This window comes from Halomarina salina, from assembly GCF_023074835.1.
In the GTDB taxonomy this organism is placed as follows: domain Archaea; phylum Halobacteriota; class Halobacteria; order Halobacteriales; family Haloarculaceae; genus Halomarina; species Halomarina salina.
The window spans coordinates 2,366,662-2,387,018 of record NZ_JALLGW010000001.1 but is presented as its reverse complement, the minus strand read 5'-3'; the positions used below and the strand labels follow the sequence as shown (position 1 = coordinate 2,387,018).

Here is a 20,357-nt window from a genome sequence, read left to right as displayed (position 1 = left end):
CTACCGGTCGGAGCGCTCGACGCTCGTGACCCGTCCCTCGGCGTCGACGTAGCCGGTCAGGGTGTCGCCCCCGAAGGCGAGACGAACCGTCGCCTGTTCCTCCGTAGCCTCCACCTCGACGTCGCGTTTCGAGGCGATGCGCCACGACGGCGTCGTCGTCGGGTCGATGCCGTGGTCGTAGAGAAAGCCCTGCGTCGCGGCGTGGTAGAGGACGGGCATCGACGGCGAGGCGATGGCTCGGTCGCCACAGCGGTCACAGCGCCACTCGACGCGCGGTGGCTCCTCGTCGGAGCGGAGCTGCCCGGAGAGCCGCCCGGCGCAGTTCGCACAGAACCCCGCCGTGATGCGCTGGAACAGCGTCCAGAGCCAGCGGTCGAACACCTCCGGGAGTTCCGCGCGGGTGTACTGGTCGATGGTGCCCGGCGGGAACGAGTAGAAGTTCTGGAACTCGTCGCAGTGCTCGCACGTGACGTGCGCCTGGTCGTCCTCGAAGGTGACGAGGAGTGGTCGCTCCTCGCAGGTCGGACAGGGGTCGTCCACCTCGATGGGGTCGATGGTCGCGTCGGCGGTGTACGTCCCTGCGACGAGCGCGCCGACGACCTGGAGCGCCGCGAGCGTCGGTTCGTACCCCTCCCCCTCCTCGCTCTCCCGGACGAACGGCCCGACGAGTTTCCCGAGGTGGTAGTTGAACTGTCCCGAGTCGCGCATCCCGACGGCTTCGCGGAGTTCCGAGAACGTCAGCGGGCCGTCCGCGTCGGCGAACGCGCGGAGGATGTCGATGCGCGTCTCGTTGCCGAGGACGGCGAACACCTCGTCGGGCGGTCGGTGTTCGACGGTGATACCGGAGGCGTCGTCCATATCCGTCTCCATCGCGCCACTCCCGAAAGAGGTTCGGGTGAGATGGGCGACGGAGCGACGCGTCGAATCGGGAGGAGAGCAGTGACAACACCGCGACGGGTCCGACGCACTGCCCGACAGTGTTTGTTCGATAGAAGAATTTAATTTGCCACGACCGAACTCCGATTCATCACACGGAACGTATGGTCGAGATGAACTCGTGTCGAAACGACGGAACACAGACGGAGGGGTGGACCTACGAGGTCGGCCCCGACGAACCGTACAGCGTCGCGGTCGTCTCTGCCGTCGCGGACGCGGCCGGGGTGGACCCACTGGAGTTGCCGGAACTGCTCTGTGACGCCGTCGCCGTCGACGCGATGGAGTCGATGTTCTCCGACCGGCGACCCGCGACCGTCGGGACGGTCCAGCTCTCGTTCTCCTTCTGCGGATACTCGGTGCTCGTCAGCGCGGGGACGGTCGAACTGTTCGAGCGAGAGTCCCGCGGCGAGTGAGCGGCCGTCGGCAGGCGACCCCACTCCCCAACCGGTTCGACGACCGGGCGTGTGACGGGGCGGTCGTTCCGCGTTCGGTGGCGTCCTCCCCGACTCGCTTCAGGCCAGTTCCGCGAGTGCGAGCAGGACGGTCGGTGCGACCAGCAGGACGAGTCCACCGAGCAGTACTACCGCGGGGACGACCAGCAGCCCCATGTCCGTGAACAGCCACAGGCCGAGTCCGGCGAGGACGGCTAGCAGACCGACGAGACGGAGCAGCCACGTCACGACGCCCTCGAACCCCGAGTCGGCCACCACGTCGACGGCTTCGAGTACCTCGTCCATACCGGAGTCGTGTGCCTCCGGCCACTTATGCGTGGGCAGCGGTCCCGGACCGAGACGCCGGGAGAATCGGGACAGCCGGTCGGCGCGACTGCGGGGTCGACCGCACTGTGCCATCCGCACGCTTGAAATGGGTCCGCACCCCACGACGGACATGAACGGCAACGAGTTCGGGCGGTTGTTCCGGGTCACTACCTACGGCGAGAGTCACGGGGAGGCGATGGGGGTCACCGTCTCGGGCGTCCCGGCGGGCCTCGAACTCTCCGAGGAGGACGTGCAGCGGGAACTCGACCGACGGAAACCCGGCCAGTCGATGATCACCACGAGCCGCGGCGAACCCGACGCCGTCGAGATTCAGTCGGGGATTCAGGACGGCTACACGACGGGGACGCCCGTCGGGATGGTCGTCCAGAACAAGGACGCTCGGTCGGGCAAGTACGAACCGTTCGTCACCGCGCCCCGACCGTCCCACGGCGACTTCACCTACTCCGCGAAGTTCGGGACGCGCAACTGGGGCGGTGGCGGTCGCTCCAGCGCCCGCGAGACGGTCAACTGGGTCGCGGCGGGGGCCATCGCGAAGAAGGTGAACGAGCGGTTCGGCGTCGAGGTGAAGGCCCACGTCAACCAGATAGACGACATCGTCGCGCCCGACGTGACGTTCGAGGAGATGGTCGAACACACCGAGGAGAACCCGGTCCGCTGTGCTCACCCCGAGACGGCCGAGGCGATGCGCGAACGCATCGACGAGTACCAGCAGGCGGGCGACTCCATCGGCGGGTCCATCTACTTCGAGACGCGGGGCGTCCCCCGAGGGCTGGGCGCGCCGCGGTTCGACTCGTTCCCCGCCCGTCTCGGGCAGGCGATGATGTCGGTTCCGGCGACGACGGCGTTCGAGTTCGGCCTCGGCCGCGAGGCCCGCGAGGTGGCCGGTATCGACCGGAACGAGGACTGGGAGTTTAGCGAGGCGCGAAGCGCCTCGGACGACGCGAGCGGGGAGGATACCGACCCGCGAGCGCGAGGCGACCCGACCCCCGTCGGCAACGACCACGGCGGCATCCAGGGCGGCATCACCACCGGCGAACCCATCTACGGCGAGGTGACGTGGCACGCCCCGACCTCCATCCCGAAGGAGCAGACCACCGTGGACTGGGAGAGCGGCGAGGAGAAGCGCATCCAGGTCGTCGGCCGTCACGACCCCGTTCTCCCACCACGTGCGGTGCCCGTCGTCGAGGCGATGCTCCACCTGACCATCCTCGACTTCATGCTCCTCGGCGGGCGCGTCAACCCCGACCGCCTCGACGACCGACCCGGCGAGTACGACACCGACTACCACCCGAGCAGCCCGCAGACCGACCCCGACGACGCGGAGACCCACGCACAGCCGACCGACGAGTGACGGGTCGGCGGTAGCACTCGCCACCCCTGATTCGTCATCTGGAAGCGGTTAGTCGCCTGATAGCTACCGCGTGGGTTCACACGTTAACCCGCCATCTTACAATCGACGCGGCTGACCACCTCCCATGCCACGGAATACACTGATGGCAACGGTCGGGGTGTTGTCGGTCGCGGCGCTGGTGACCGCGGTCCTGGGGACCTATCGCGTGTTCTCGTACGTCGCCGCGCTGCTCATCGTCACGACCGTCGTCGCGTCGTCGGCCGAACGGGGGGTCCGCGAACTCGACGTCTCGCCCTACGCCGGACTGGGGGCGGGGTTGCTCGTGACGTTCGTCGCCGGACTGTCCGCCATCTGGCTGCTGTGGACGCCCGGGAGCGGCGAGTTCACCTACACGCTCGGGATGCCACAGGCGACCCTGTCGTACCTCGTCTTCATCTGGATACTCCCCCTGCTCGGCGCGGTGTACTACGCGCTGCTGTTCCCCGCCATCGGCGGCGACGACGTGGTCGACGACATCATGGCCGAAGCACGCGCCGCGCAGGCCGACGGGCGCTACCCGCTGACGCCGAGCGAGGACCCGACGCGGGGTGACGACTGATGACGGCAGGACCGGCACACCTCCTCCCGCTGCAGGAGATACCCATCGCCGACGACCCGTTCGTGTTGCTGTTCGGGTCCATCTACCTCCTGCTGGTGCTCGGTATCGGCGTCTGGGGGTACATGCAGACCTCGTCGACGAAGGACTTCCTCATCACGGGCAAGTCCATCGGGACGTGGGTGCTGGCGCTGACGGCGTTCTCGGTCATCCAGTCCGGGTTCGGCTTCGTCGGCGGTCCCGAACTCATCTACGCGTACGGGACGACGTCGTTCTGGATATTCCTCACCGCGCCGCTGGGCTTCCTCGTCACGTGGGTCCTGCTGGCCAAGCGGATGCGCCTGCTCGCTGACATCCGCGACGTGCTGACGCTCGCCGACGGGATGTACGTGCGCTTCGAGAGCGACCTGGTGCGCCTGCTGACGGGCATCGCCGTCGTCATCGGCGTCATCGCGTACCTCGCGACGAACCTCGCGGCGCTCCAGTACGTGATGCGCGCCATCTTCGGCATCCCGGTCATCTGGGGGCTGTTCGGCGGCGCGCTCATCCTCCTGCTGTACAGCATGCTCGGCGGGATGATAGCGGGCGTCTGGACCGACTTCGTCCAGGCCATCACGATGATCACGGGTGCGGTCATAGTGTTCTTCTTCGCGGTCTCGTTCGGCGGTGGCGTCGAGAGCATCTTCCGGAACCTCGAATCCGCGGACCCGGCGTTCGTCACGCCGTTCGGGGCGCTCGGTGCCGAGACGGCCGTCGCCGTCCCCATCTTCACGGGGCTGGGCTGGTGGATCATGTTCTCGCTCGGCGCGGCGGGGCAGCCACACCTCATCACGAAGTTCTACATGAGCCGGAATCTGCGCATCCTGCGATGGGGCGCGCCCATCGCGGCGCTCTCGTACGCCGTCTCCAGTCTCCTCGCACTCTCGACGGGGCTGTCGATGCGGTCGATGGTCGCCGCGGGCGAAGTCGCCGAGGTCGACCCCTCGGTCGTCGGGCCGGTGTTCGTCCTCGAACACACGCCCGGTGTCGTCGCGGGCCTCATCCTCGCGGCGCTGCTGGCGGCCATCATGTCGACCAGTGACTCGTTCCTCAACATCGGCGCGGCCGCCATCTCGCGGGACATCCCGAAGGCGCTGGAGTCGATGCTGAAACGACGAGGGCTCCGTCTTCCCCTCTACGACGTCGAGAGCGACCGCCAAGAACTCCGACTCACGCAGGTCGCGCTCGCCTTCCTCACCGTCATGTCGACGTTCGTCGTGTTCTTCTCCAGCGAACTCGTCGGCATCCTCGGCACCATCGGCTGGGGGTTCTTCGCCGCGGCCATCTTCCCCGTCGCGGCGCTCGGGATGAACTGGAAGGGAGCCACGGCGGCCGGCGCTATCGCCGCCGCGCTGGGCGGGATGGGGTTCAACCTCGTGTTCAGCGCGATTCCGCGCATCCTCACGCAGGCCGGGTACGAGGCGACGGGGAGCGACATCAGCGGGTTCTACAGCAGTACGATGAACGGCGTCCCGGTCGGCGCGACGGCGCTCCTGCTGGCCATCGCGCTGTTCGTGTTCGTCTCGCTGGCCACCCAGTCGAACAGCCGCGTCCCGGCGGACATCGCCGCGCTCATCGAACGATGACGGCCGACAGCGAGACAGCGACGCCGACCGTCGGGGAATCGAGCGACCGCGACCGTCCGTCGACGGTAGACGACGAACGCGTCCTCGGTCGATTCACCGAGTGGTTCCGCAAGCGCCCCACCTCGCTGGAGTTCTGGGAGGTGGTGGTGACCGACGAGCGACTCGTGTGGTGCTTCGCGGGCGAGTCGTTCAGTTCGATGCTCCTGCGCGCCGACATGGGCGAACGTACCCGGGGGCAACTCGACGACTGGTCACCCGACGAGGCGCTGGCGGCCGAAGAGCGCAACTACGCGGTCCCGCTCGGTTCGGTCGAGCGAATCGCGCTCACGGAGGGCACCCGCACTCGTCGCGCGCGCCTCACCCTCGCGTGGACCGACGACGACGAGCACCACGAGTGGACGCTGTCGAACACGGCGAACGGAGACCAGCAACGCGCGTTCGTCGCCTCGCTCGCCGACGAGGAGGCGTTCGCGTCCGTCGACGTCTCGACCGCCGTCCCGCGGTTCGCGTTCCTCTGAGCGGGGGGCGGTCCGTCGGGGGCGGAACCTATTCTTGCCCGCAGGGAGTGGCCGTACGGTATGGCCTGGCACGTCACCCTCGACGGGAGCTACGAGGAGTGTCGCGACTCCTTCGAGTGGTCGTTCCCCGACGGCTACAACCTCGCACACGACCTGGTCCGGAAGCACGAGGACACCGACCGCCCGGCGCTGTTCCAGGCGTACCCGGACGGCCGCCGCGAGACGTACACGTTCGACGACCTCGACCGCCTGTCGAACCGCCTCGCGAACGGACTGCGCGAGCGAGGCATCGGCCGGGGGGACCGCGTCGCCGTCGTCTGTCCACAGCGCCCCGAGAACCTCCTGACCCACCTCGCGTGCTGGAAACTCGGAGCCGTCTCGATTCCGCTGTCCGTCCTGTTCGGCCCCGATTCGCTGCGCTACCGACTGGGAGACAGCGGCGCGTCCGCGGTGGTGGCCGACCCGCAGGTGAGCGACGCCGTCGCGACGGTCGCCGACGACCTCGACGACCTGACGCACGTCGTCGAGGCGACCGACGGCGACCTCGAGGACGCTGGAACACCGACCGACGGGACCACCGCGTTCGCGGACCTCCTCGCCGCGGACGACGCGTTCGCCATCGCCGAGACGGACCACGAGACGCCCGCCGTCGTCCTCTACACCAGCGGCTCGACCGGACCGCCGAAGGGGGTCCTCCACGGCCACGGTCTCTGGGCGGGCCACTGCCCGGCGTTCACGATGTACTTCGAGCGCGACCTGGACGGGGTCTACTGGACGCCCGCCGACTGGGCGTGGATCGGGGCGCTGGGGGACCTTCTCTTCCCGGCGCTGCACTACGGCCAACCGGTCGTCGGCTATCCGATGGGGACGTTCGACCCGGAGACGGCGTTCGAGGTGCTGGCGGAGTTCGACGTGACGGGGTCGTTCCTCCCCCCGACCGCCATCCGGATGATGATGCGCGTCGACGCGCCCGCCGACCGCTACGACCTCTCGCTGCGCGCCATCTGTTCGGGCGGTGAGCCGCTCACCGCCGAGATTCTGGCGTGGGCCGACGAGGAACTGTCGGGAACGGTCGTCAACGAACTGTACGGCCAGACCGAGGCGAACCTGCTGGTGACCAACTGCCGGGAGTGGTTCCCCGCCGAGGCCGGGAGCATGGGGAAGCCCGTCCCCGGCCACGACGTGGCGGTCCTCGACCCCGAGACGGGTGAGGAGCAGGCTCGCGGCGAGGTCGGCGAGTTCGCCGTCCGCCGTGCGGGCGACCCGGTCGTGTTCCAGGAGTACTGGAACGCGCCCGAGAAGACCGCCGCGGCGACCGTGACCGACCCCGACGGCGAGGAGTGGCACCGCACCGGCGACCTCGGACGGCGCGACGAGGACGGCTACTGCTGGTTCAAGTCCCGCGACGACGACGTCATCATCACCAGCGGCTACCGCGTCGGCCCCGGCGAGGTGGAGAACGCCATCCTCGACCACTCCGACGTGGCCCAGGTGGGCGTCGTCGGCGTCCCCGACGAGACTCGCGGCGAGCGCATCAAGGCGTTCGTCCAGCCGGTCGAGGACGTCACGGGCGACGACCACCTCCGCGAGGCGATTCAGGACCGCGTGCGCGACGGCCTGGCGAAGTACGAGTACCCCCGCGAGGTCGAGTTCGTCGACGAACTCCCGCAGACGACGACCGGGAAGATACAGCGGCGGAAGCTCCGAGACGACGACGAGGAGGAGTGAGAAGGCGATTCGAGAGTACAGTTCTGGAGGGGTCTGCGTCCCCGACCCCGGCTCACCAGTACGGGTTGTCTGTCCAGCGGTCGGTCCGTCTGCCGACGACGACCCCGCTACCGACGACGACGATGACGACGCCGAGGACGACCCCGGCGGAGGAGACGTAGTCACCCGTGAACAGCACCGAGAGCGACCAGAGCGCACCCACCACGAGCGCGACGATGCAGAGGACGGCGAGCGGACCGAGGAGTCTGAACCGGGCCATACCCTCTCCTTCCACACCGAGGGCATAAAGCCCGCGGGGGCCGCACGTCGCTGTATGACCACGGTCGCTGTCCTCTGTGACCCGCCGCGCGAAGGCGTCCTCTCGACGCTGGCCGACACCTCGCCGCTCACTCCGGCCGAGTGTACGGACCTCTACACCGCGATGCTGGGCGACGTCTGTCGCTCGGTCGAGACCAGCGGCGGCGAACTGCTCGTCAACTATCGCGGCGACGACGAGGCGCAGGCCGAACTCCGCGGCGTCGTCCGCGACGCGCTCTCGGACCCCGACGAGGCGCGGTTCGAGGTGCAGGTCGGCGAGACGTTCGCGGGCCGGGCGGGCAACACCGCGACGCACCTCCTCGACGGCGAGGAGGTCATCTCCGCCGCCGTCGTGGAACCGACCGCCGCCTTCCTCGGACGCTCGCACATCGACAACGCGGCGATGAAGCTCCGCTCCAGCGAGGTCGTCGTCGGCCCGGCGACCCGCGGTCGGGTGTACTACGCGGGCTTCACCGACCCCATCGACTTCGACGGGGCCTACACGCCGCCCGCCGTCGAGACGGTGACCGACCGGGGGCTGGACGCGGACCACGACGTGGACTTCCTGCCCGTCCTGCCCGTCGTCGAGGAGGGCCGTGACCTCGCGGAGGCGCTCTCGCTCATCCGGGCACGCCAGCGTGCCGGGCGTATCGTCCCCGAACGGACGACCGACGTGCTGGACGACCTGGGCCTGACGGTCCTAGCCGACGGGAGCGACCTCTCGGTCGCTCGCTGACCGACAGGCCAAAGAGGGCGGGTCGGGTACGGCGGTACGAGGTGAGGTGGCGGAGCCTGGCCCATCGCGCCGGTCTTGAAAACCGGTGGCATTTGCCTCCTGGGTTCAAATCCCAGCCTCACCGCATTCTGCTGCGAACAGCGTGGGACGAGCGAAGCGAGTCCCACGCACTGAACGGAGAGCGGAGCGAACCGTGAACGACAGTGAGCAGCGAATGCTGAACAGGTGGGATTTGAATCAGGGAGCGGAGGGAGCGTCAGCGAGTGGAGCGACCGTGGTTCGAATCCCAGCCGCACCGCGTTCTGCTCCGGACAGCGTGGGACGGGCTGTTACAGTCGAGACTCGGTATCGGTGTCCTCACACGACCGTCGGGACTTCCTCGAATTGAGTACGATACTACTCCCGGCGGCCCCGGCCAGGAGCGGAACGAGGTACCTGGCGTCGTCGGTTCCCTGGAGTACCAGCGCGGAGGCGAGGAGTACCGCTGCCCAGACGAGCGCGTGTGCGAGGACGGTGTGGTCCTCTCGGCCCCCGAATCTCGACGTGAGTCGGTGTTTCACGCCGTCGGATGGTTCAGAGAGGAGAAGTAGCTGCCGTGTCAGTCTTCGACGCCGTCAGTTGCCGCGTGAGGAGCGCGCCTTCCGGACGTCCGCGCCGTCACGGAGTTTGTCCTCGCAGTTCGGGCAGACCCGAACCGTCTCCATCGTCGGCGGCGCGAACACTCGGACGTACGCTTCGGTCACGAACGACCCACAGTTTTCGCATTCGGACATAGACGAGAGGAGGCACCGTGGACGGATGTGAGTTGAGCCTGCGATGTGGGTGCCGTCGACCGGCCCCCATCCGACGCTCCGGCGTCCTGCGGGCCGAATCGCTCGGTGACGGGGCGTTTCGCCACGACGATGGCTTGCGAACCCAGAGTACCAGTTCGCCAGCGAGAGCGCGTGTGAGTCGTGTTAGCTCCCGACATCGACAGTCCCGTTCGCGTTCACGGTGACCGTGCAGTCGGCGTAGGAGAAGACGACCTGAACGTGGGACGACGTCTCCGAGGTGGCGTCGTAGAGCGCGTCGAGCGCCTCGGGGTCGAGCACGTCGTAGAGCGGTGGCTTGAGCGAGAGCGGGTCGACTCCCTTCTCCGCGGCGACCGCCTCGACGACCACGGCGTAGACGGGCGTGGACTCTCCGTACGAGACCTCGTGAGAACTCATTACCACTGGGTACCGACGCCGACCGTTTAAGCGAATCGGAACGGCCGTAATCGGTGCTCTAACCACCCTTTACGGCAGTTTTTCACTTTGCCAGAACACTCGTCGGTCGGTGGCTTCACCGTGTCGGCGAACGACGCCCGGATTGACAGTTCGACGTCGACGGTCGCTCAGTCGTCGGCGGCCGACGGCGTCACGGACGGCCGCGTCACGTCACGGTCGGTCGCCTCGCCGTCGATGTCGTAGGGGTACTCGCCGGTGATGCAGCCGAGACAGAGGTCGTCGCGGCCCTCGGTGAGCGCCTCGGCGATGGCGTCGACCGAGAGGTACGCCAGCGAGTCCGCGCCGATGTCCTCCTGGATGTCCTCGACGTCCTGCCCCGCTGCGATGAGTTCCTCGCGGGTCGCCATGTCGATGCCCATGTAGCAGGGTGCGGCGATGGGCGGCGCACCGATACGCATGTGGACCTCCTCCGCGCCCGCGTCGCGCAGCAGGTCGACGAGCTGGTTCGAGGTGGTGCCGCGGACGATGGAGTCGTCGATGAGCGTCACGGTCCGACCCTCGACGGTCGAGCGGATGGGGTTGAGCTTCAGGCGGACCGCCCGCTCGCGGGCGTCCTGCGTCGGCATGATGAACGTCCGGCCGACGTAACGGTTCTTCATCAACCCCTCCGCGAACTCGACGTCGGCTCCGTTCTCTTGCGATGCCTCGGCGTAACCCGTGGCGAACGCGCGCCCGGAGTCGGGGACGGGCATCACGACGTCGGTGTCGACGCCCGACTCCTCCCAGAGCGCGCGGCCGAGGTCCCGGCGCGTCTCGTAGACGAGCGACCCGTCGATGACGGAGTCGGGCCGGGCGAAGTAGACGTGTTCGAAGAAGCAGTGGGCGGTTCGGTCGCGGTCGACGAGTTGGTAGGTCTCGTACCCCGAGCCGTCCGGTTCGAGGACGACGAGTTCGCCGGGCTTCACGTCGCGTATCAGTTCCCCGTCGAGCGTGTCGATGGCCGCCGACTCGGAGGCGAGCACGTAGCCGTCCGGGAGTTCGCCGATGCAGAGCGGGCGGTTGCCCTCCGGGTCGCGCACGCCGACGACGGTGTCGTCGTGCATGATGGTGAGCGCGTACGACCCGTGGATGCGGTCCATCGTGCGCCGGACCGCGCGGACGAGGTCACCGTCGAGCAGGTTCCGGGCCAGGTCGTGGGCGATGACCTCGGTGTCGCCGTCGCTGGTGAACGCGTGGCCGCGTTCGGCGATGGCCTCGCGGACCTCGGTAGCGTTGACGAGGTTGCCGTTGTGCGAGAGGCCGAGCGACCCGCTCTTGAACGAGACGGAGAACGGCTGTGCGCAGGAGGTGTCGACGCTCCCCGCCGTCGGGTAGCGGACGTGGCCGATGCCGACGGTGCCGTGGAGGCCGTCGAGGTCGGCCTCCTCGAACGCGTCGCCGACCAGTCCCATCCCGACGTGGTCGTACTGCTGGAACCCGTCGTGGGTGACGATACCAGCCGACTCCTGCCCGCGGTGCTGGAGAGCGTACAGGGCGTAGTAGAGCGGTCTGGACGCCGCCCGGTCGTCGAGAGCGATGCCGACGACGCCGCACTTCTCGCGCGGCCCGGAGTGCATCATCGGTTCGACAGTGGCCGCCCGCCGAGTAAAAACCTCGTGGTTGTGCCCAGCACTACAGTCTGCTCGGCGAGTGTATGCACGAACGTGGGTTCCGAGCGGAATCGGCGGCGGGCTGCCGCCCGCCTCGACCAGAGCCGTCACTGTCGCTACCCGGCGCGTGGAGAGCAGAGAGAAATCGAGGTCTGCCGTTACTCGTTCTTCTTCGACTGCCACTCGTAGCCCCGGCGCTTGGCGGTCTTGCCGAAGCCACAGGACGCACAGACCTTCTTCTTCTTGTGGTAGGACTTCTCGCCGCACCGGCGGCATTTGACGTGTGTTTTCGTGTTCTTCTTCCCCTGTGAAGGTGTTCCTGCGCCAGTCATGGAGTTATCGAGACGACGTTATCGCCGCGGATAATCGTTACGTTGTCCTCGTCCTCGACGACGAGGTTCATGTGCTGGTCGTAGCCGGTCAACGACCCCGAGTACACCTCCCCACCTTTCAGATTCACCGTCACTTCCTCACCGAGCGATTCTTCGAGTACGTCGAGCGGACGACCGGGCATGTTCGCTACCGGACGGGGAATTACCTTAATACCACCGGGTACCGCCCCGCAAACGACGATTGCGACCGGTTCGCACGGTGTCGACGACGACCGGGGTCGGTCTGCCGACGGACCACGGTCTGACGGCGGGCCGGTCGTACCGGTGACCCGTACGGGCCGTTAGAACCCGGGACCGAGGTCGTACCCCTCGACCCGAGTACCCACGGCTCCCAGCAGGTCCGCCAGTTCGTCGAGGTCCCTCGTGTCGACCACCTCGACGGGCGTGTGCATGTAGCGGTTCGGAACCCCCAGGTTGAGCGAGGGCGTCGGGCCGCCGACCGTGAACATCGCGTCGGCGTCGGTCCCCGTCGAACTCCCCGCCGCCTGCAACTGCACGTCGATACCCTCGCCCGCGGCCGTCTCCCGGACGCCGTCGACGAGGCCGGGGTGGTTCGTCGACCCACGGGCGACGACGGGGCCGTCGCCGAGGGAGACGGGCGAGGTCCGGTCGGTCGGTGCGCCAGGGGCGTCCGTCGCGTGGGTCACGTCGACGGCGACGAACGCGTCGACGTCGAGGTCGACGCCGACCATCCGCGCGCCCTCGTAGCCGACCTCCTCCTGGATGGTGGCGACGGCGTGGACCGTCGCGTCGGTGCCACGCTCGCTCGCCCGGCGGAGGCCCTCGGCGGCCGCCCAGACCCCCACGCGGTTGTCGACGCCGCGACCGGCCAGTCGGGTGCCGAGGAGGTCCTGCACGCCACTGGAGAACGTGACGGGGTCACCGACCTCGACCCGTTCGACGGCCTCCTCGCGACTCGTCGCCCCGATGTCGACGTACTGGTTCTCGACGTCCGGAGGGCCGTCACCGTCGTCCTCGCGGACGTGGATGGCCGTCTGGCCGACGACCCCGTGGACCGGGTCGTCCGCGTGGACGGTGACGTGCTGCCCGCGGGTGACGGTCCGGTCGGACCCGCCGATGCGCGACAGCGAGAGGAAGCCGTCGTCGTCGACGTCGCGCACGATGAACCCGATCTCGTCGGCGTGGCCGCCGAAGGCGACGCTCGCGTCACCCGGCCCCTCGACGGTCGCCACCGCGTTGCCGTAGGGGTCGACCGTCACCTCGTCGGCGAACGTCGAGACGTAGTCGACCCAGACGCGGGTGGCGGGCGTCTCGAACCCCGACGGCGAGGCGGTCGTCAACAGGTCGTCGAGGAAGGTGCGTTGAGACTCGTCCACACGTTCCAGTCACGGGTTCGGAGTAAGTAGCCCGCGATTCGTGGCAGGCACCCCTCACCGAGTGTCCATCCCACACGGTGAGAATCGGGACAACCGCTAAGCCGTCGGCGAACGATTCGGGACACATGGCCGACATCACCCTGTTCAAGGCCGACCTCTCGGACTCGACGTTCGTGGCACCGTTCGGTCGCCACGTCGTGGCCGACCGGGTCGACGTGGAAGGCGAGGAAGAGGAATCGGGCGGCGGGCGCGGCAAACTACTCGTCGTCGCGGCACTCGGTACCGTCGCCGCCGTCGGTGGACTCGCGTTCGCCGTGACGCGACGGTTCCGCGGCGGGAGCGACGACCCACCGGAGGAGAGCGAGTGGGGCGACGACGACTGGGACGACGAGGACAGCGTCGAGTTCGGCGAGTCGCTCGACGACGACCGGTCCACCACGCTCGGTACCAGCGAGTCGACCGACACGAGCGCGACGGACCGGAGTGCGGCCGACGACGAGTTCGAGGCCGACGAGGCGTCGAGTCGGAGCGGTGCGGTCGCCGCCGTCGTCGGCCTCCTGTTCCTGTTGCTCGTGACGGCGCTCGTCCGTCGACGCAGTGCGACCCCGGCACCGGACGACGAGTACGAGGCGTACGCCGAGTCGCCCGACGGCGTCGCCGCGTCCCGGTAGTCAGACGGGGTAGCCGGAAGGCATTTGGAGCGTGTGCTCGTCTACCGGACATGAACCTCTTTCGTGCGGTGCGCGCCGTCTCAGAGGCATCCGGTGACGGACCGGTCGACTGGCACGCCGTCGGCGAGGCAGCGAAGGCCGCCACGGACCCCGGCGACCTCGACCTCTCGCCCGCCCAGCAGCAGGCGTACGCCGACGACGTGAAGGCCGCCCACCGCCGCATCGAGGAGGTCGCTGGTGTCGAGTTCGACCTGCCAGACACCGTCGAACTCCACCACCGCCACCACTGGATCGACGCGAACGTCCCGACGTTCCGTCGCGTCCTCGACGAACTGGACGTCGGCCCGGCCGTCGTCCCCGGCGTCGCCCGGACGCTCAACACCGGCTCCATCGCCGCCTCGGTCGGCTTCCTCGCCAACCACGTCCTCGGGCAGTACGACCCGCTCCTCCTCTCGGACCACGACGAGCACCGCCTCTACTTCGTCCATCCGAACATCGTCAAGGTCGCCGACATGCTCGACGCCGACTTCCCGCGATTCCGGCGCTGGATCGCCTTCCACGAGGTGAGCCACGCCGCCGAGTTCGGGGCCGCCCCGTGGCTCGACGACCACCTCGAATCGCTCATCCAGGACACGCTGGAGGACATCTCGGCCATCCAGTTCGACCGCTCGGACCTGAAGGAGATCGACACCACGATGACCGCCGTCGAGGGGTACGCCGAACTCCTGATGGACCAGACGTTCGACGAGGAGTACGCCGACCTCCGGGCGAAACTCGACGCCCGACGCAACGCGGGCGGCCCCATCTCGACGCTGTTCCGCCGCCTGCTCGGTCTCGGGCGCAAGCGCCGCCAGTACGAACGCGGCAAGGACTTCTTCGAGTCTGTCGCGGCCGCCCGCGACGTCCAGACCGCCGCCGTCGTCTGGGAGTCCCCGGACAACCTCCCGACCGACGAGGAACTCGACAACCCGACGCGGTGGCTCCGCCGGATGGACGTCTGAGCGCGCCTTGCCGCTACCTGTGAGTGCTCGACAGAGCTCGGAAGCCCCGCGTCCGGTCGCCTGAGACCGTCACCCGACCACCGAGGCTGACGACCGCCGCCGCAGTGACTCACCGGTCACGGTGAGCTTCACCGGTCCAGTGAGCACCTTCCATCCCGGTCGACTACGGTGGCCCAATGGGGACCGAACAGCCGTCCGCCGGTGTGGTCGACTTCCTCGACAACCTCCGGACGTTGCGCTATCGGGAGGTGACCATGAGCGTCGCGACGCTCGCCGTCCTCGTCGGGGCGGTCGTCCTCTACCCCGGGTCGGAGAACGTCGCCAGCGGTCTCGGCGGGTCGGTCGGTCCGACGACGGTCGCCGTGGTCGTCGCCGTCGCCATCGGCGCGGGTCTCGTCAAGGGCGTCGCCGGGTTCGGCTACGCGCTCATCGCGACGCCCATCGTCGCCTCGCTCATCACCAACGACGTGACCGCCGTCGTGGTGCTCGCCATCCCGCCGTGGATGATCAACGTCTTCCAGATCGGCGAGACGAACACCGGACTGGAGTACGTCCGCCGCGAGTGGGCGCTCATCGCGCTCGCCGTCGTCGGTGCGGTCGTCGGCGTGTTCTTCCTCGCGGAGTTCCAGAAGGGCCCGCTGATTCCCTTCCTCATCGCCCTGCTGTTGCTCGGGTACGTTCTCTTCCAGGTCGCCACGCGGTTCGTGACCGTCGACGAGGCGCACAACCCCGTCGCCCTCGGTACGGTCGGTGCGCTGGAGGGGTTCCTGCTCGCGGCGACGAACCTCGGGCCGCTGCTCCCGGCGTACCTCCACACGTTCGAGCGCGACCGGGAGCGCTACGTGGGCGGTCTCTCGATGGTGTTCACGTTCGTCTTCAGCGCCCGCATCGTCCAGATGGCGTGGGTCGGCCTGCTCACGCCGTATCGACTGTGGCTCGGCTGTGCCATCGCGGTCGTCACCATCGTCGGACTGCTCGCCGGCACCGCACTGCGTCGCCGCGGGGTCGACGAGCGCCGCTTCGACCTCGTCGTGACCGCACTGCTGGCGGTCATCGCGGTCAACATCCTCCGGAAGACGACGGGGCCGGCGCTGCGGACCGTCGGTGACCTGCTGGCGGCGCTCTGAGTAGCGTCCGAACGAGAGGGAGACAGAACGTCGAGAAACGCGGCGCTCAGTCGACCCGGAAGACGGGTGCGAGGTCGCCGTCGACTTCCTGCACGTCGTCGAACACGACGCGGTCGCCGATGGCCGCGTCGCCCTCCAGTCGGGCCATCACCTTCGCGCCGTCCACCTCGACCATCCCGACCTGGTACGGCGCGTCGAAGTCGATGGGCGAGACCTGGATGGTCGTCTCGGAGTACACCTCGCCCTCGCGGGGGAGCGTCGTCGTCTCCAGGTCGCGGCTCCCGCAGTCGTCGCAGACGAACAGCGGCGTCGCGTAGACCCGCTCGCAGTCGGTGCAGGTCACCCCGAGCAGGTCGCCCTCGCGGAGGGCGTCGGTCCACTCCTCGTGGGTCAGCGCGCTCATCGGCGCACCTCCATCACCGTGACGACGGTGGTGGCGGCGTCGCCACCGAGGTTGTGTGCGAGCGCCTTCTCCGCGCCGTCGATCTGGCGTTCCTTCGCGTCGCCGCGCAACTGCTCGGTGAGTTCCACTATCTGGCCGGTTCCGGTCGCGCCGATGGGGTGGCCCTTCGCCTTCAGGCCGCCCGAGGGGTTGATGGGTCGGTCGCCGTCGAGCGCCGAGCGCCCGTCGGCGGCGGCGGGGCCCCCCTCGCCGTCCTCGAAGAAGCCGATGGCCTCGCTGGCCATGACCTCGGCACCGGTGAAGCAGTCGTGGACCTCCGCGAGGTCCATCTCGTCGGCGCTCGCGTCGGCCTGCTCGTAGGCCTGGGCGGCGGCGTCGCGAGCGGCCTGCGTGTGATGGGGTGCTGGCTTCGCTCCCAGCGGGACGATGTCGGTAGCGTGGCCGATGCCCCCTACGTCGACGGGGTCGTCGAACGAGTCGGCGCGGTCGGTGCTGGTGACGACGACGGCGCTCGCCCCGTCGGAGAACGGACAGCAGTCCATCAGTCGGAACGGGTCGGCGACGACGGGCGTGTCGAGCACCTCCTCGACGGTGACCTCCTTCCCGAAGTGGGCGACCGGGTTGTGCTGGCCGTTTGCGTGGTTCTTGACCGCGACGTGCGCGAGGTGCTCCTCGGTGGTGCCGTACTCGTGCATGTGGCGCTTGGTCATCAGCGCGAACACGCCGGGGAAGGTGAGGCCGGTCGGCTGCTCGTAGTGGCGGTCCGACGCGCTGGCGAAGATGCGCGTCATCTCGGCCGTCCCGAGGCCAGTTTCGGGGGTACAGCGCTCGGCACCGCCGACGAGGACGGTGTCGTGGACGCCAGCCTCGACGGCGTGGACGGCGTTCTTGAAGGCGTTCGCGGAGGTGGCACAGGCGTCCTCGAACCGCTGGCAGGGGACGCCAGCGAGGCCGATTCGGGAGGCGGCCTTCGGGGCGAGGTGCGTGTCGTTCTCGGTCTGGCCGCCCATCGCGTTCCCGAAGTACAGTGCGTCGACGTCGTCGGGGCCGACGCCGGCGTCGTCGAAGGCCGACAGCGCGGCCTCGGCGAACAGTTCGGAGAGTGTCGACTCGTGGACGCCGAACTTCGTCATTCCGGCCCCCACGACGCTCGCTCGTGGCATACAGTGCGTCGAGTGGCCACGCTATTAGTGGTACCGAGCGTCGCACGCAAGCAGGTGACCGCGGTCTACGTGTTTCGGCACCGAGCGCGCTCGCTCAGCGCCGAGTCCGCTTCACCTCCCCCGTGCCGGGGAAGACGAACCAGACGATCAGCACGCCGAACACCAGGCCGACGCCGGTCACCAGCGCCGTCTCCAGCAGCGTCGTCTCCCCGAGCAGCGTTATCAGGCCCGCAGAGGCCCCGATGACCACCACGAACACGGCCTTCAGCTGGAGCATCAGCCGAGAGCGCTCCTCGGAGGATATCGGCCCGACCATCAGAGCGCCTCTGTCGTCGAGACGTGCATGGCGGCGAACCGCCAGTCGTGGGGGGCACTCCCGTCGGATTCGTCGGGCTCACTGGACTCGTCGTCGACCCGGACGAGCGTCCCGCTCCAGCGCGTGTCGAACTCGAAGCGGATGCCCCGCTCGACGTCGGTCCAGCCCATGAACACGCTGTCGGCGAACCACGCGGTGTCGTCCTGCTGGCCGGTGACGAGGTCCGAACTCTCGACGACCCACTCGCGGGTCGTCTCGGTCTGGTCGCGGAGGCCGTCGGCGATGGCGTCGTGGCCGTCGAGTCGCTCCGAGAGGCCGAACTTCGCGGCGTCGGGCGAGTCGAGGAAGAACGGCGCGAGCGGGTCGCCAGCGCGGAGGGCGTCGTAGTACGCCTCGATGGTGGCAGCGACGGTCATACCGGCGAGAGGGCTGGCCGGGACTTACCGCTACTGGAACCCGCGGTCGACGCTGCTCTCGTCGACCAGGTCGTCGAGGTCGGCGTTCAGCATGCGCTCGGCCTCCTCGAACTCGTCGGCGAGGTCGTCCAGCCCCTCCAGTCGGTCGTAGGCGTCGTACTCCATCGGACCGTACGCGGGACTGTCGAGCGCTCCCATCACGTCCTCGAAGAAGTCGCCGGGCGTGGTCGGCGCGTCGGCGTGGGTCTCGACGACGGAGCCGAGGCGCTTGGCGGCCGCTTCGGCCTCGTCCTCGTCCTCGATGCCCTGCTGGAAGCCGAACCGGCCGTCGGCCTGCTGGGGGAACAGCGGGTCGAGGTCGTCGTCGATGCGGCGGGCGAGTTCGGTGCCGACGCCCTGCACCTCGAACGGGTTCTTCGCGTACGTCTTCAGCTGGTAGACGCCGGCGTCGGGGTGGCCGAGGTAGAGGTCCTCGCCGATGCCGTCGCGCCGGTCACCTGCGACGGCGCGCCAGCCGTCGGCGTCGGCTCCCGACTCGGCGACGTCGGAGAGGATGTCCTGCCAGTCACGAACGCGCATACCTCGACGTCGGCGCACGGCCGCTTCAACGTATCGGCCCACGGACCAGTCGGCGCGAACGCTTACGGGGCCGCTCGCCGTTGGCCCGCCATGGCCGGAGACACGATTCGACGCGACCGTGACGGCGACGTACTGACCCTCACCGTCGACCGCCCCGACGCGCTGAACGCCCTCAACACGGACGTCCTCGAAGAACTGCTGGACGCCGTCGAGTCCGCCGACGCTCGGGTGCTCGTCATCACCGGCGCTGGCGACGACGCGTTCATCGCGGGCGCGGACATCGCCTACATGCAGGACCTCTCGACGCCCGAGGCGCAGGCGTACGCCGAACTCGGGCACCGGGTCACCAACGCCATCGAGGAGTACCCCGGCGCGGTCGTCGCGGCGGTCAACGGCTACGCGTTCGGCGGTGGTTGCGAGGTCGCACTCGCCGCCGACCTCCGCGTCGCGTCGAACAACGCCGTCCTCGGCCAGACCGAGATCGACCTCGGTATCGTCCCCGGCTGGGGCGGCACGCAGCGCCTCTCGCGTATCGTCGGCGACGCCGTCGCCCGCCGGATGGTGTTCTTCGGCGAACGCGTCGACGCCGAGGACGCCCAGCGCCTCGGCCTCGTCGGCGAGGTGGTCGCCCAGGGCGAACTCGACGACTACGTCGCCGAGATGTCACAGGAACTCGCCGAGAAACCGGCGTTCGCCCTCCGGTCGGCGAAGGAGGCGCTCAACCAGGTCCACGAGATGCCTCAGTCCGCGGGGCTGGCCTTCGAGCGCCGCCTCTGGTCGGGGATGTTCGGCACGCACGACCAGCGCGAGGGCATGGAGGCGTTCGTCGAGAAGCGCGACCCGGAGTTCGAGTAGTAGAGCAGCCAGTCGGGCGACGTGCCGGATCGCCACGCACTCACTCGTCGCGTGCTCGATACAGCGCGACGCCCGAGTAGACCATCGTGCCGCCAGCGACGATGTACAGCGCTCCAGCCAGCAACTCCTCGCCGCCACTGGCGAGGGTGTACCCGCCGAGCGCCACGAAGATGCCTGCACCGAGGAGCATCGCGTAGAGCGCCCGCCGACCGAGTGCCATCAGTCGAACACGACGCCGTCGTAATCGCCGACGAGCACCGTCTCGCCCTCCTCGTTCGTACATTCGGCGCGCGACTGGACGCGCGTGCGGCCGTCCTGTGGCGTCACGTCCGTGATGGTCATCTCACAGCGAATCGTCTCGCCGGTGTAGACGGGTCGGTGGAAGGTGAGGTCCATCGTCCGCGCCACGAAGTCCAGGTCACCCCCCAGTTTGGTCGGAATCGTCGCGGTCAGCAACCCGTGGACGAGCAGGCGGCCCTCGTCGTCGGTCTCGACGTGGTGTTCACCCGCGTCGTTCGAGACTTCGGTGAACTGCTCGACGTCCTCGTGCGTGAACGTCCGCTCGTAGCTGCTCGTATCGCCCGCCGAGACGTCTGCCATGGTGGAAGCGCGCGGGCCGGAACCGTAGCTGTTGGGACGGTCGGGCCGTCGGAACGGGTCGGCGACGCTGACCAC

Annotated in this window: 27 protein-coding genes and 1 tRNA gene; 12 read left to right on the top strand and 16 right to left on the bottom strand. The window is 68.7% G+C overall.

The window, feature by feature from the left end; genetic code table 11:
* Positions 1-858 carry a DUF7351 domain-containing protein gene (locus tag MX571_RS12235; RefSeq protein ID WP_247417069.1) on the bottom strand — a complete coding sequence of 286 codons (858 nt, stop codon included), beginning with the start codon at positions 856-858 and terminating at the stop codon, positions 1-3.
* Positions 859-1,049: 191 nt separating this feature from the next.
* On the opposite strand from MX571_RS12235, the gene MX571_RS12230 reads away from it, so the two are divergent.
* Positions 1,050-1,349, top strand: a complete 300-nt coding sequence (locus MX571_RS12230) for a HalOD1 output domain-containing protein (protein ID WP_247417068.1) — start codon at positions 1,050-1,052, stop codon at positions 1,347-1,349.
* 99 nt (positions 1,350-1,448) lie between these two features.
* Here the strand turns inward: MX571_RS12230 and MX571_RS12225 are convergent, their stop codons facing one another.
* Positions 1,449-1,673, bottom strand: a complete 225-nt coding sequence (locus tag MX571_RS12225) for a hypothetical protein (RefSeq protein WP_247417066.1) — start codon at positions 1,671-1,673, stop codon at positions 1,449-1,451.
* 151 nt (positions 1,674-1,824) lie between these two features.
* On the opposite strand from MX571_RS12225, the gene aroC reads away from it, so the two are divergent.
* The 5 genes from aroC (at position 1,825) to MX571_RS12200 (ending at position 7,532) form a co-directional block, all read left to right on the top strand.
* Positions 1,825-3,066, top strand: a complete 1,242-nt coding sequence (gene aroC / locus MX571_RS12220; RefSeq protein ID WP_247417065.1) for a chorismate synthase — start codon at positions 1,825-1,827, stop codon at positions 3,064-3,066.
* A gap of 124 nt (positions 3,067-3,190) precedes the next feature.
* Positions 3,191-3,664: a hypothetical protein gene (locus MX571_RS12215; protein ID WP_247417064.1), complete on the top strand. Its 474-nt coding sequence runs from the start codon at positions 3,191-3,193 to the stop codon at positions 3,662-3,664.
* Positions 3,664-5,286, top strand: a complete 1,623-nt coding sequence (locus MX571_RS12210; protein WP_247417062.1) for a sodium:solute symporter family transporter — start codon at positions 3,664-3,666, stop codon at positions 5,284-5,286. The genes MX571_RS12215 and MX571_RS12210 overlap by 1 nt, the downstream gene beginning before the upstream one ends.
* On the top strand, positions 5,283-5,804 hold the full coding sequence (locus MX571_RS12205; RefSeq protein WP_247417060.1) for a hypothetical protein: 522 nt from the start codon (positions 5,283-5,285) through the stop codon (positions 5,802-5,804). The genes MX571_RS12210 and MX571_RS12205 overlap by 4 nt, the downstream gene beginning before the upstream one ends.
* Positions 5,805-5,864: 60 nt before the next feature.
* The gene (locus MX571_RS12200; protein ID WP_247417058.1) at positions 5,865-7,532 is read left to right on the top strand and encodes an acetate--CoA ligase; all 1,668 of its coding nucleotides are present in this window, start codon (positions 5,865-5,867) and stop codon (positions 7,530-7,532) included.
* A 52-nt stretch (positions 7,533-7,584) separates the two neighbouring features.
* Here the strand turns inward: MX571_RS12200 and MX571_RS12195 are convergent, their stop codons facing one another.
* Positions 7,585-7,791: a hypothetical protein gene (locus tag MX571_RS12195; RefSeq protein WP_247417057.1), complete on the bottom strand. Its 207-nt coding sequence runs from the start codon at positions 7,789-7,791 to the stop codon at positions 7,585-7,587.
* 54 nt (positions 7,792-7,845) lie between these two features.
* On the opposite strand from MX571_RS12195, the gene MX571_RS12190 reads away from it, so the two are divergent.
* Together MX571_RS12190 and MX571_RS12185 are read left to right on the top strand one after the other, a co-directional pair.
* The gene (locus tag MX571_RS12190; protein ID WP_247417055.1) at positions 7,846-8,565 is read left to right on the top strand and encodes a beta-ketoacyl-[acyl-carrier-protein] synthase family protein; all 720 of its coding nucleotides are present in this window, start codon (positions 7,846-7,848) and stop codon (positions 8,563-8,565) included.
* 40 nt (positions 8,566-8,605) lie between these two features.
* A tRNA-Ser gene (locus MX571_RS12185) sits at positions 8,606-8,689 on the top strand.
* Positions 8,690-9,179: 490 nt separating this feature from the next.
* Here the strand turns inward: MX571_RS12185 and MX571_RS12180 are convergent.
* From MX571_RS12180 to MX571_RS12155, 6 genes are all read right to left on the bottom strand, one after another.
* The gene (locus MX571_RS12180) at positions 9,180-9,338 is read right to left on the bottom strand and encodes a DUF7563 family protein (RefSeq protein WP_247417053.1); all 159 of its coding nucleotides are present in this window, start codon (positions 9,336-9,338) and stop codon (positions 9,180-9,182) included.
* A gap of 183 nt (positions 9,339-9,521) precedes the next feature.
* Positions 9,522-9,773, bottom strand: a complete 252-nt coding sequence (gene ddfA / locus MX571_RS12175) for a DdfA family disk-determining factor (protein WP_247417050.1) — start codon at positions 9,771-9,773, stop codon at positions 9,522-9,524.
* 167 nt (positions 9,774-9,940) lie between these two features.
* Positions 9,941-11,392 carry an amidophosphoribosyltransferase gene (gene purF / locus MX571_RS12170; RefSeq protein WP_379751794.1) on the bottom strand — a complete coding sequence of 484 codons (1,452 nt, stop codon included), beginning with the start codon at positions 11,390-11,392 and terminating at the stop codon, positions 9,941-9,943.
* Positions 11,393-11,580: 188 nt separating this feature from the next.
* Complete coding sequence (locus MX571_RS12165) at positions 11,581-11,754, bottom strand: 50S ribosomal protein L37e (protein ID WP_247417047.1); 174 nt, start codon at positions 11,752-11,754, stop codon at positions 11,581-11,583.
* A complete protein-coding gene (locus MX571_RS12160; protein ID WP_247417044.1) occupies positions 11,751-11,936 on the bottom strand; it encodes an LSM domain-containing protein in 186 nt (61 codons plus the stop codon). The genes MX571_RS12165 and MX571_RS12160 overlap by 4 nt, the downstream gene beginning before the upstream one ends.
* 159 nt (positions 11,937-12,095) lie before the next feature.
* Positions 12,096-13,151, bottom strand: a complete 1,056-nt coding sequence (locus MX571_RS12155) for a M20/M25/M40 family metallo-hydrolase (RefSeq protein ID WP_247417041.1) — start codon at positions 13,149-13,151, stop codon at positions 12,096-12,098.
* 125 nt (positions 13,152-13,276) lie between these two features.
* Here MX571_RS12155 and MX571_RS12150 point away from each other — a divergent pair, with 125 nt between their 5' ends.
* The 3 genes from MX571_RS12150 (at position 13,277) to MX571_RS12140 (ending at position 15,950) form a co-directional block, all read left to right on the top strand.
* Positions 13,277-13,822, top strand: coding sequence for a hypothetical protein (locus MX571_RS12150; RefSeq protein WP_247417039.1), 546 nt, complete (start codon positions 13,277-13,279; stop codon positions 13,820-13,822).
* Between the two features lie 50 nt (positions 13,823-13,872).
* Positions 13,873-14,823 (top strand): zinc-dependent metalloprotease, encoded by a 951-nt coding sequence (locus MX571_RS12145; RefSeq protein ID WP_247417038.1) that lies wholly within the window; start codon positions 13,873-13,875, stop codon positions 14,821-14,823.
* 176 nt (positions 14,824-14,999) lie between these two features.
* Positions 15,000-15,950, top strand: coding sequence for a TSUP family transporter (locus MX571_RS12140; protein WP_247417035.1), 951 nt, complete (start codon positions 15,000-15,002; stop codon positions 15,948-15,950).
* Between the two features lie 46 nt (positions 15,951-15,996).
* On the opposite strand, the gene MX571_RS12135 is transcribed toward MX571_RS12140, so the two are convergent.
* From MX571_RS12135 to MX571_RS12115, 5 genes are all read right to left on the bottom strand, one after another.
* On the bottom strand, positions 15,997-16,353 hold the full coding sequence (locus tag MX571_RS12135; RefSeq protein WP_247417032.1) for a Zn-ribbon domain-containing OB-fold protein: 357 nt from the start codon (positions 16,351-16,353) through the stop codon (positions 15,997-15,999).
* Positions 16,350-17,516 carry a thiolase C-terminal domain-containing protein gene (locus MX571_RS12130; RefSeq protein ID WP_247417029.1) on the bottom strand — a complete coding sequence of 389 codons (1,167 nt, stop codon included), beginning with the start codon at positions 17,514-17,516 and terminating at the stop codon, positions 16,350-16,352. Before MX571_RS12130 ends, MX571_RS12135 begins: the two co-directional genes overlap by 4 nt.
* Before the next feature lie 94 nt (positions 17,517-17,610).
* A complete protein-coding gene (locus MX571_RS12125; RefSeq protein ID WP_247417026.1) occupies positions 17,611-17,832 on the bottom strand; it encodes a DUF8527 family protein in 222 nt (73 codons plus the stop codon).
* Positions 17,832-18,248 carry a nuclear transport factor 2 family protein gene (locus tag MX571_RS12120; protein WP_247417024.1) on the bottom strand — a complete coding sequence of 139 codons (417 nt, stop codon included), beginning with the start codon at positions 18,246-18,248 and terminating at the stop codon, positions 17,832-17,834. Before MX571_RS12120 ends, MX571_RS12125 begins: the two co-directional genes overlap by 1 nt.
* Before the next feature lie 30 nt (positions 18,249-18,278).
* Positions 18,279-18,827, bottom strand: a complete 549-nt coding sequence (locus MX571_RS12115) for a hypothetical protein (RefSeq protein WP_247417022.1) — start codon at positions 18,825-18,827, stop codon at positions 18,279-18,281.
* A gap of 90 nt (positions 18,828-18,917) precedes the next feature.
* On the opposite strand from MX571_RS12115, the gene MX571_RS12110 reads away from it, so the two are divergent.
* Positions 18,918-19,682, top strand: a complete 765-nt coding sequence (locus MX571_RS12110) for an enoyl-CoA hydratase/isomerase family protein (protein ID WP_247417020.1) — start codon at positions 18,918-18,920, stop codon at positions 19,680-19,682.
* 40 nt (positions 19,683-19,722) lie between these two features.
* On the opposite strand, the gene MX571_RS12105 is transcribed toward MX571_RS12110, so the two are convergent.
* Both MX571_RS12105 and MX571_RS12100 read right to left on the bottom strand, forming a co-directional pair.
* Positions 19,723-19,902: a hypothetical protein gene (locus MX571_RS12105; protein ID WP_247417018.1), complete on the bottom strand. Its 180-nt coding sequence runs from the start codon at positions 19,900-19,902 to the stop codon at positions 19,723-19,725.
* Complete coding sequence (locus MX571_RS12100; RefSeq protein ID WP_247417017.1) at positions 19,902-20,282, bottom strand: FAS1-like dehydratase domain-containing protein; 381 nt, start codon at positions 20,280-20,282, stop codon at positions 19,902-19,904. The genes MX571_RS12105 and MX571_RS12100 overlap by 1 nt, the downstream gene beginning before the upstream one ends.
* Positions 20,283-20,357 lie beyond the last annotated feature (75 nt).

Coding starts and splice junctions, on each gene's coding strand:
- MX571_RS12215 (WP_247417064.1), top strand. CDS start 3,191: ATGCCACGGAATACACTGATGGCAACGGTCGGGGTGTTGTCGGTCGCG.
- MX571_RS12180 (WP_247417053.1), bottom strand. CDS start 9,338: ATGTCCGAATGCGAAAACTGTGGGTCGTTCGTGACCGAAGCGTACGTC.
- MX571_RS12225 (WP_247417066.1), bottom strand. CDS start 1,673: ATGGACGAGGTACTCGAAGCCGTCGACGTGGTGGCCGACTCGGGGTTC.
- MX571_RS12200 (WP_247417058.1), top strand. CDS start 5,865: ATGGCCTGGCACGTCACCCTCGACGGGAGCTACGAGGAGTGTCGCGAC.
- ddfA (WP_247417050.1), bottom strand. CDS start 9,773: ATGAGTTCTCACGAGGTCTCGTACGGAGAGTCCACGCCCGTCTACGCC.
- MX571_RS12135 (WP_247417032.1), bottom strand. CDS start 16,353: ATGAGCGCGCTGACCCACGAGGAGTGGACCGACGCCCTCCGCGAGGGC.
- MX571_RS12130 (WP_247417029.1), bottom strand. CDS start 17,516: ATGCCACGAGCGAGCGTCGTGGGGGCCGGAATGACGAAGTTCGGCGTC.
- MX571_RS12205 (WP_247417060.1), top strand. CDS start 5,283: ATGACGGCCGACAGCGAGACAGCGACGCCGACCGTCGGGGAATCGAGC.
- MX571_RS12150 (WP_247417039.1), top strand. CDS start 13,277: ATGGCCGACATCACCCTGTTCAAGGCCGACCTCTCGGACTCGACGTTC.
- MX571_RS12110 (WP_247417020.1), top strand. CDS start 18,918: ATGGCCGGAGACACGATTCGACGCGACCGTGACGGCGACGTACTGACC.
- MX571_RS12140 (WP_247417035.1), top strand. CDS start 15,000: ATGGGGACCGAACAGCCGTCCGCCGGTGTGGTCGACTTCCTCGACAAC.
- MX571_RS12165 (WP_247417047.1), bottom strand. CDS start 11,754: ATGACTGGCGCAGGAACACCTTCACAGGGGAAGAAGAACACGAAAACA.
- MX571_RS12160 (WP_247417044.1), bottom strand. CDS start 11,936: ATGCCCGGTCGTCCGCTCGACGTACTCGAAGAATCGCTCGGTGAGGAA.
- MX571_RS12125 (WP_247417026.1), bottom strand. CDS start 17,832: ATGGTCGGGCCGATATCCTCCGAGGAGCGCTCTCGGCTGATGCTCCAG.
- MX571_RS12235 (WP_247417069.1), bottom strand. CDS start 858: ATGGACGACGCCTCCGGTATCACCGTCGAACACCGACCGCCCGACGAG.
- MX571_RS12210 (WP_247417062.1), top strand. CDS start 3,664: ATGACGGCAGGACCGGCACACCTCCTCCCGCTGCAGGAGATACCCATC.
- MX571_RS12115 (WP_247417022.1), bottom strand. CDS start 18,827: ATGCGCGTTCGTGACTGGCAGGACATCCTCTCCGACGTCGCCGAGTCG.
- MX571_RS12105 (WP_247417018.1), bottom strand. CDS start 19,902: ATGGCACTCGGTCGGCGGGCGCTCTACGCGATGCTCCTCGGTGCAGGC.
- purF (WP_379751794.1), bottom strand. CDS start 11,392: ATGATGCACTCCGGGCCGCGCGAGAAGTGCGGCGTCGTCGGCATCGCT.
- MX571_RS12230 (WP_247417068.1), top strand. CDS start 1,050: ATGAACTCGTGTCGAAACGACGGAACACAGACGGAGGGGTGGACCTAC.
- MX571_RS12145 (WP_247417038.1), top strand. CDS start 13,873: ATGAACCTCTTTCGTGCGGTGCGCGCCGTCTCAGAGGCATCCGGTGAC.
- MX571_RS12100 (WP_247417017.1), bottom strand. CDS start 20,282: ATGGCAGACGTCTCGGCGGGCGATACGAGCAGCTACGAGCGGACGTTC.
- MX571_RS12120 (WP_247417024.1), bottom strand. CDS start 18,248: ATGACCGTCGCTGCCACCATCGAGGCGTACTACGACGCCCTCCGCGCT.
- aroC (WP_247417065.1), top strand. CDS start 1,825: ATGAACGGCAACGAGTTCGGGCGGTTGTTCCGGGTCACTACCTACGGC.
- MX571_RS12190 (WP_247417055.1), top strand. CDS start 7,846: ATGACCACGGTCGCTGTCCTCTGTGACCCGCCGCGCGAAGGCGTCCTC.
- MX571_RS12195 (WP_247417057.1), bottom strand. CDS start 7,791: ATGGCCCGGTTCAGACTCCTCGGTCCGCTCGCCGTCCTCTGCATCGTC.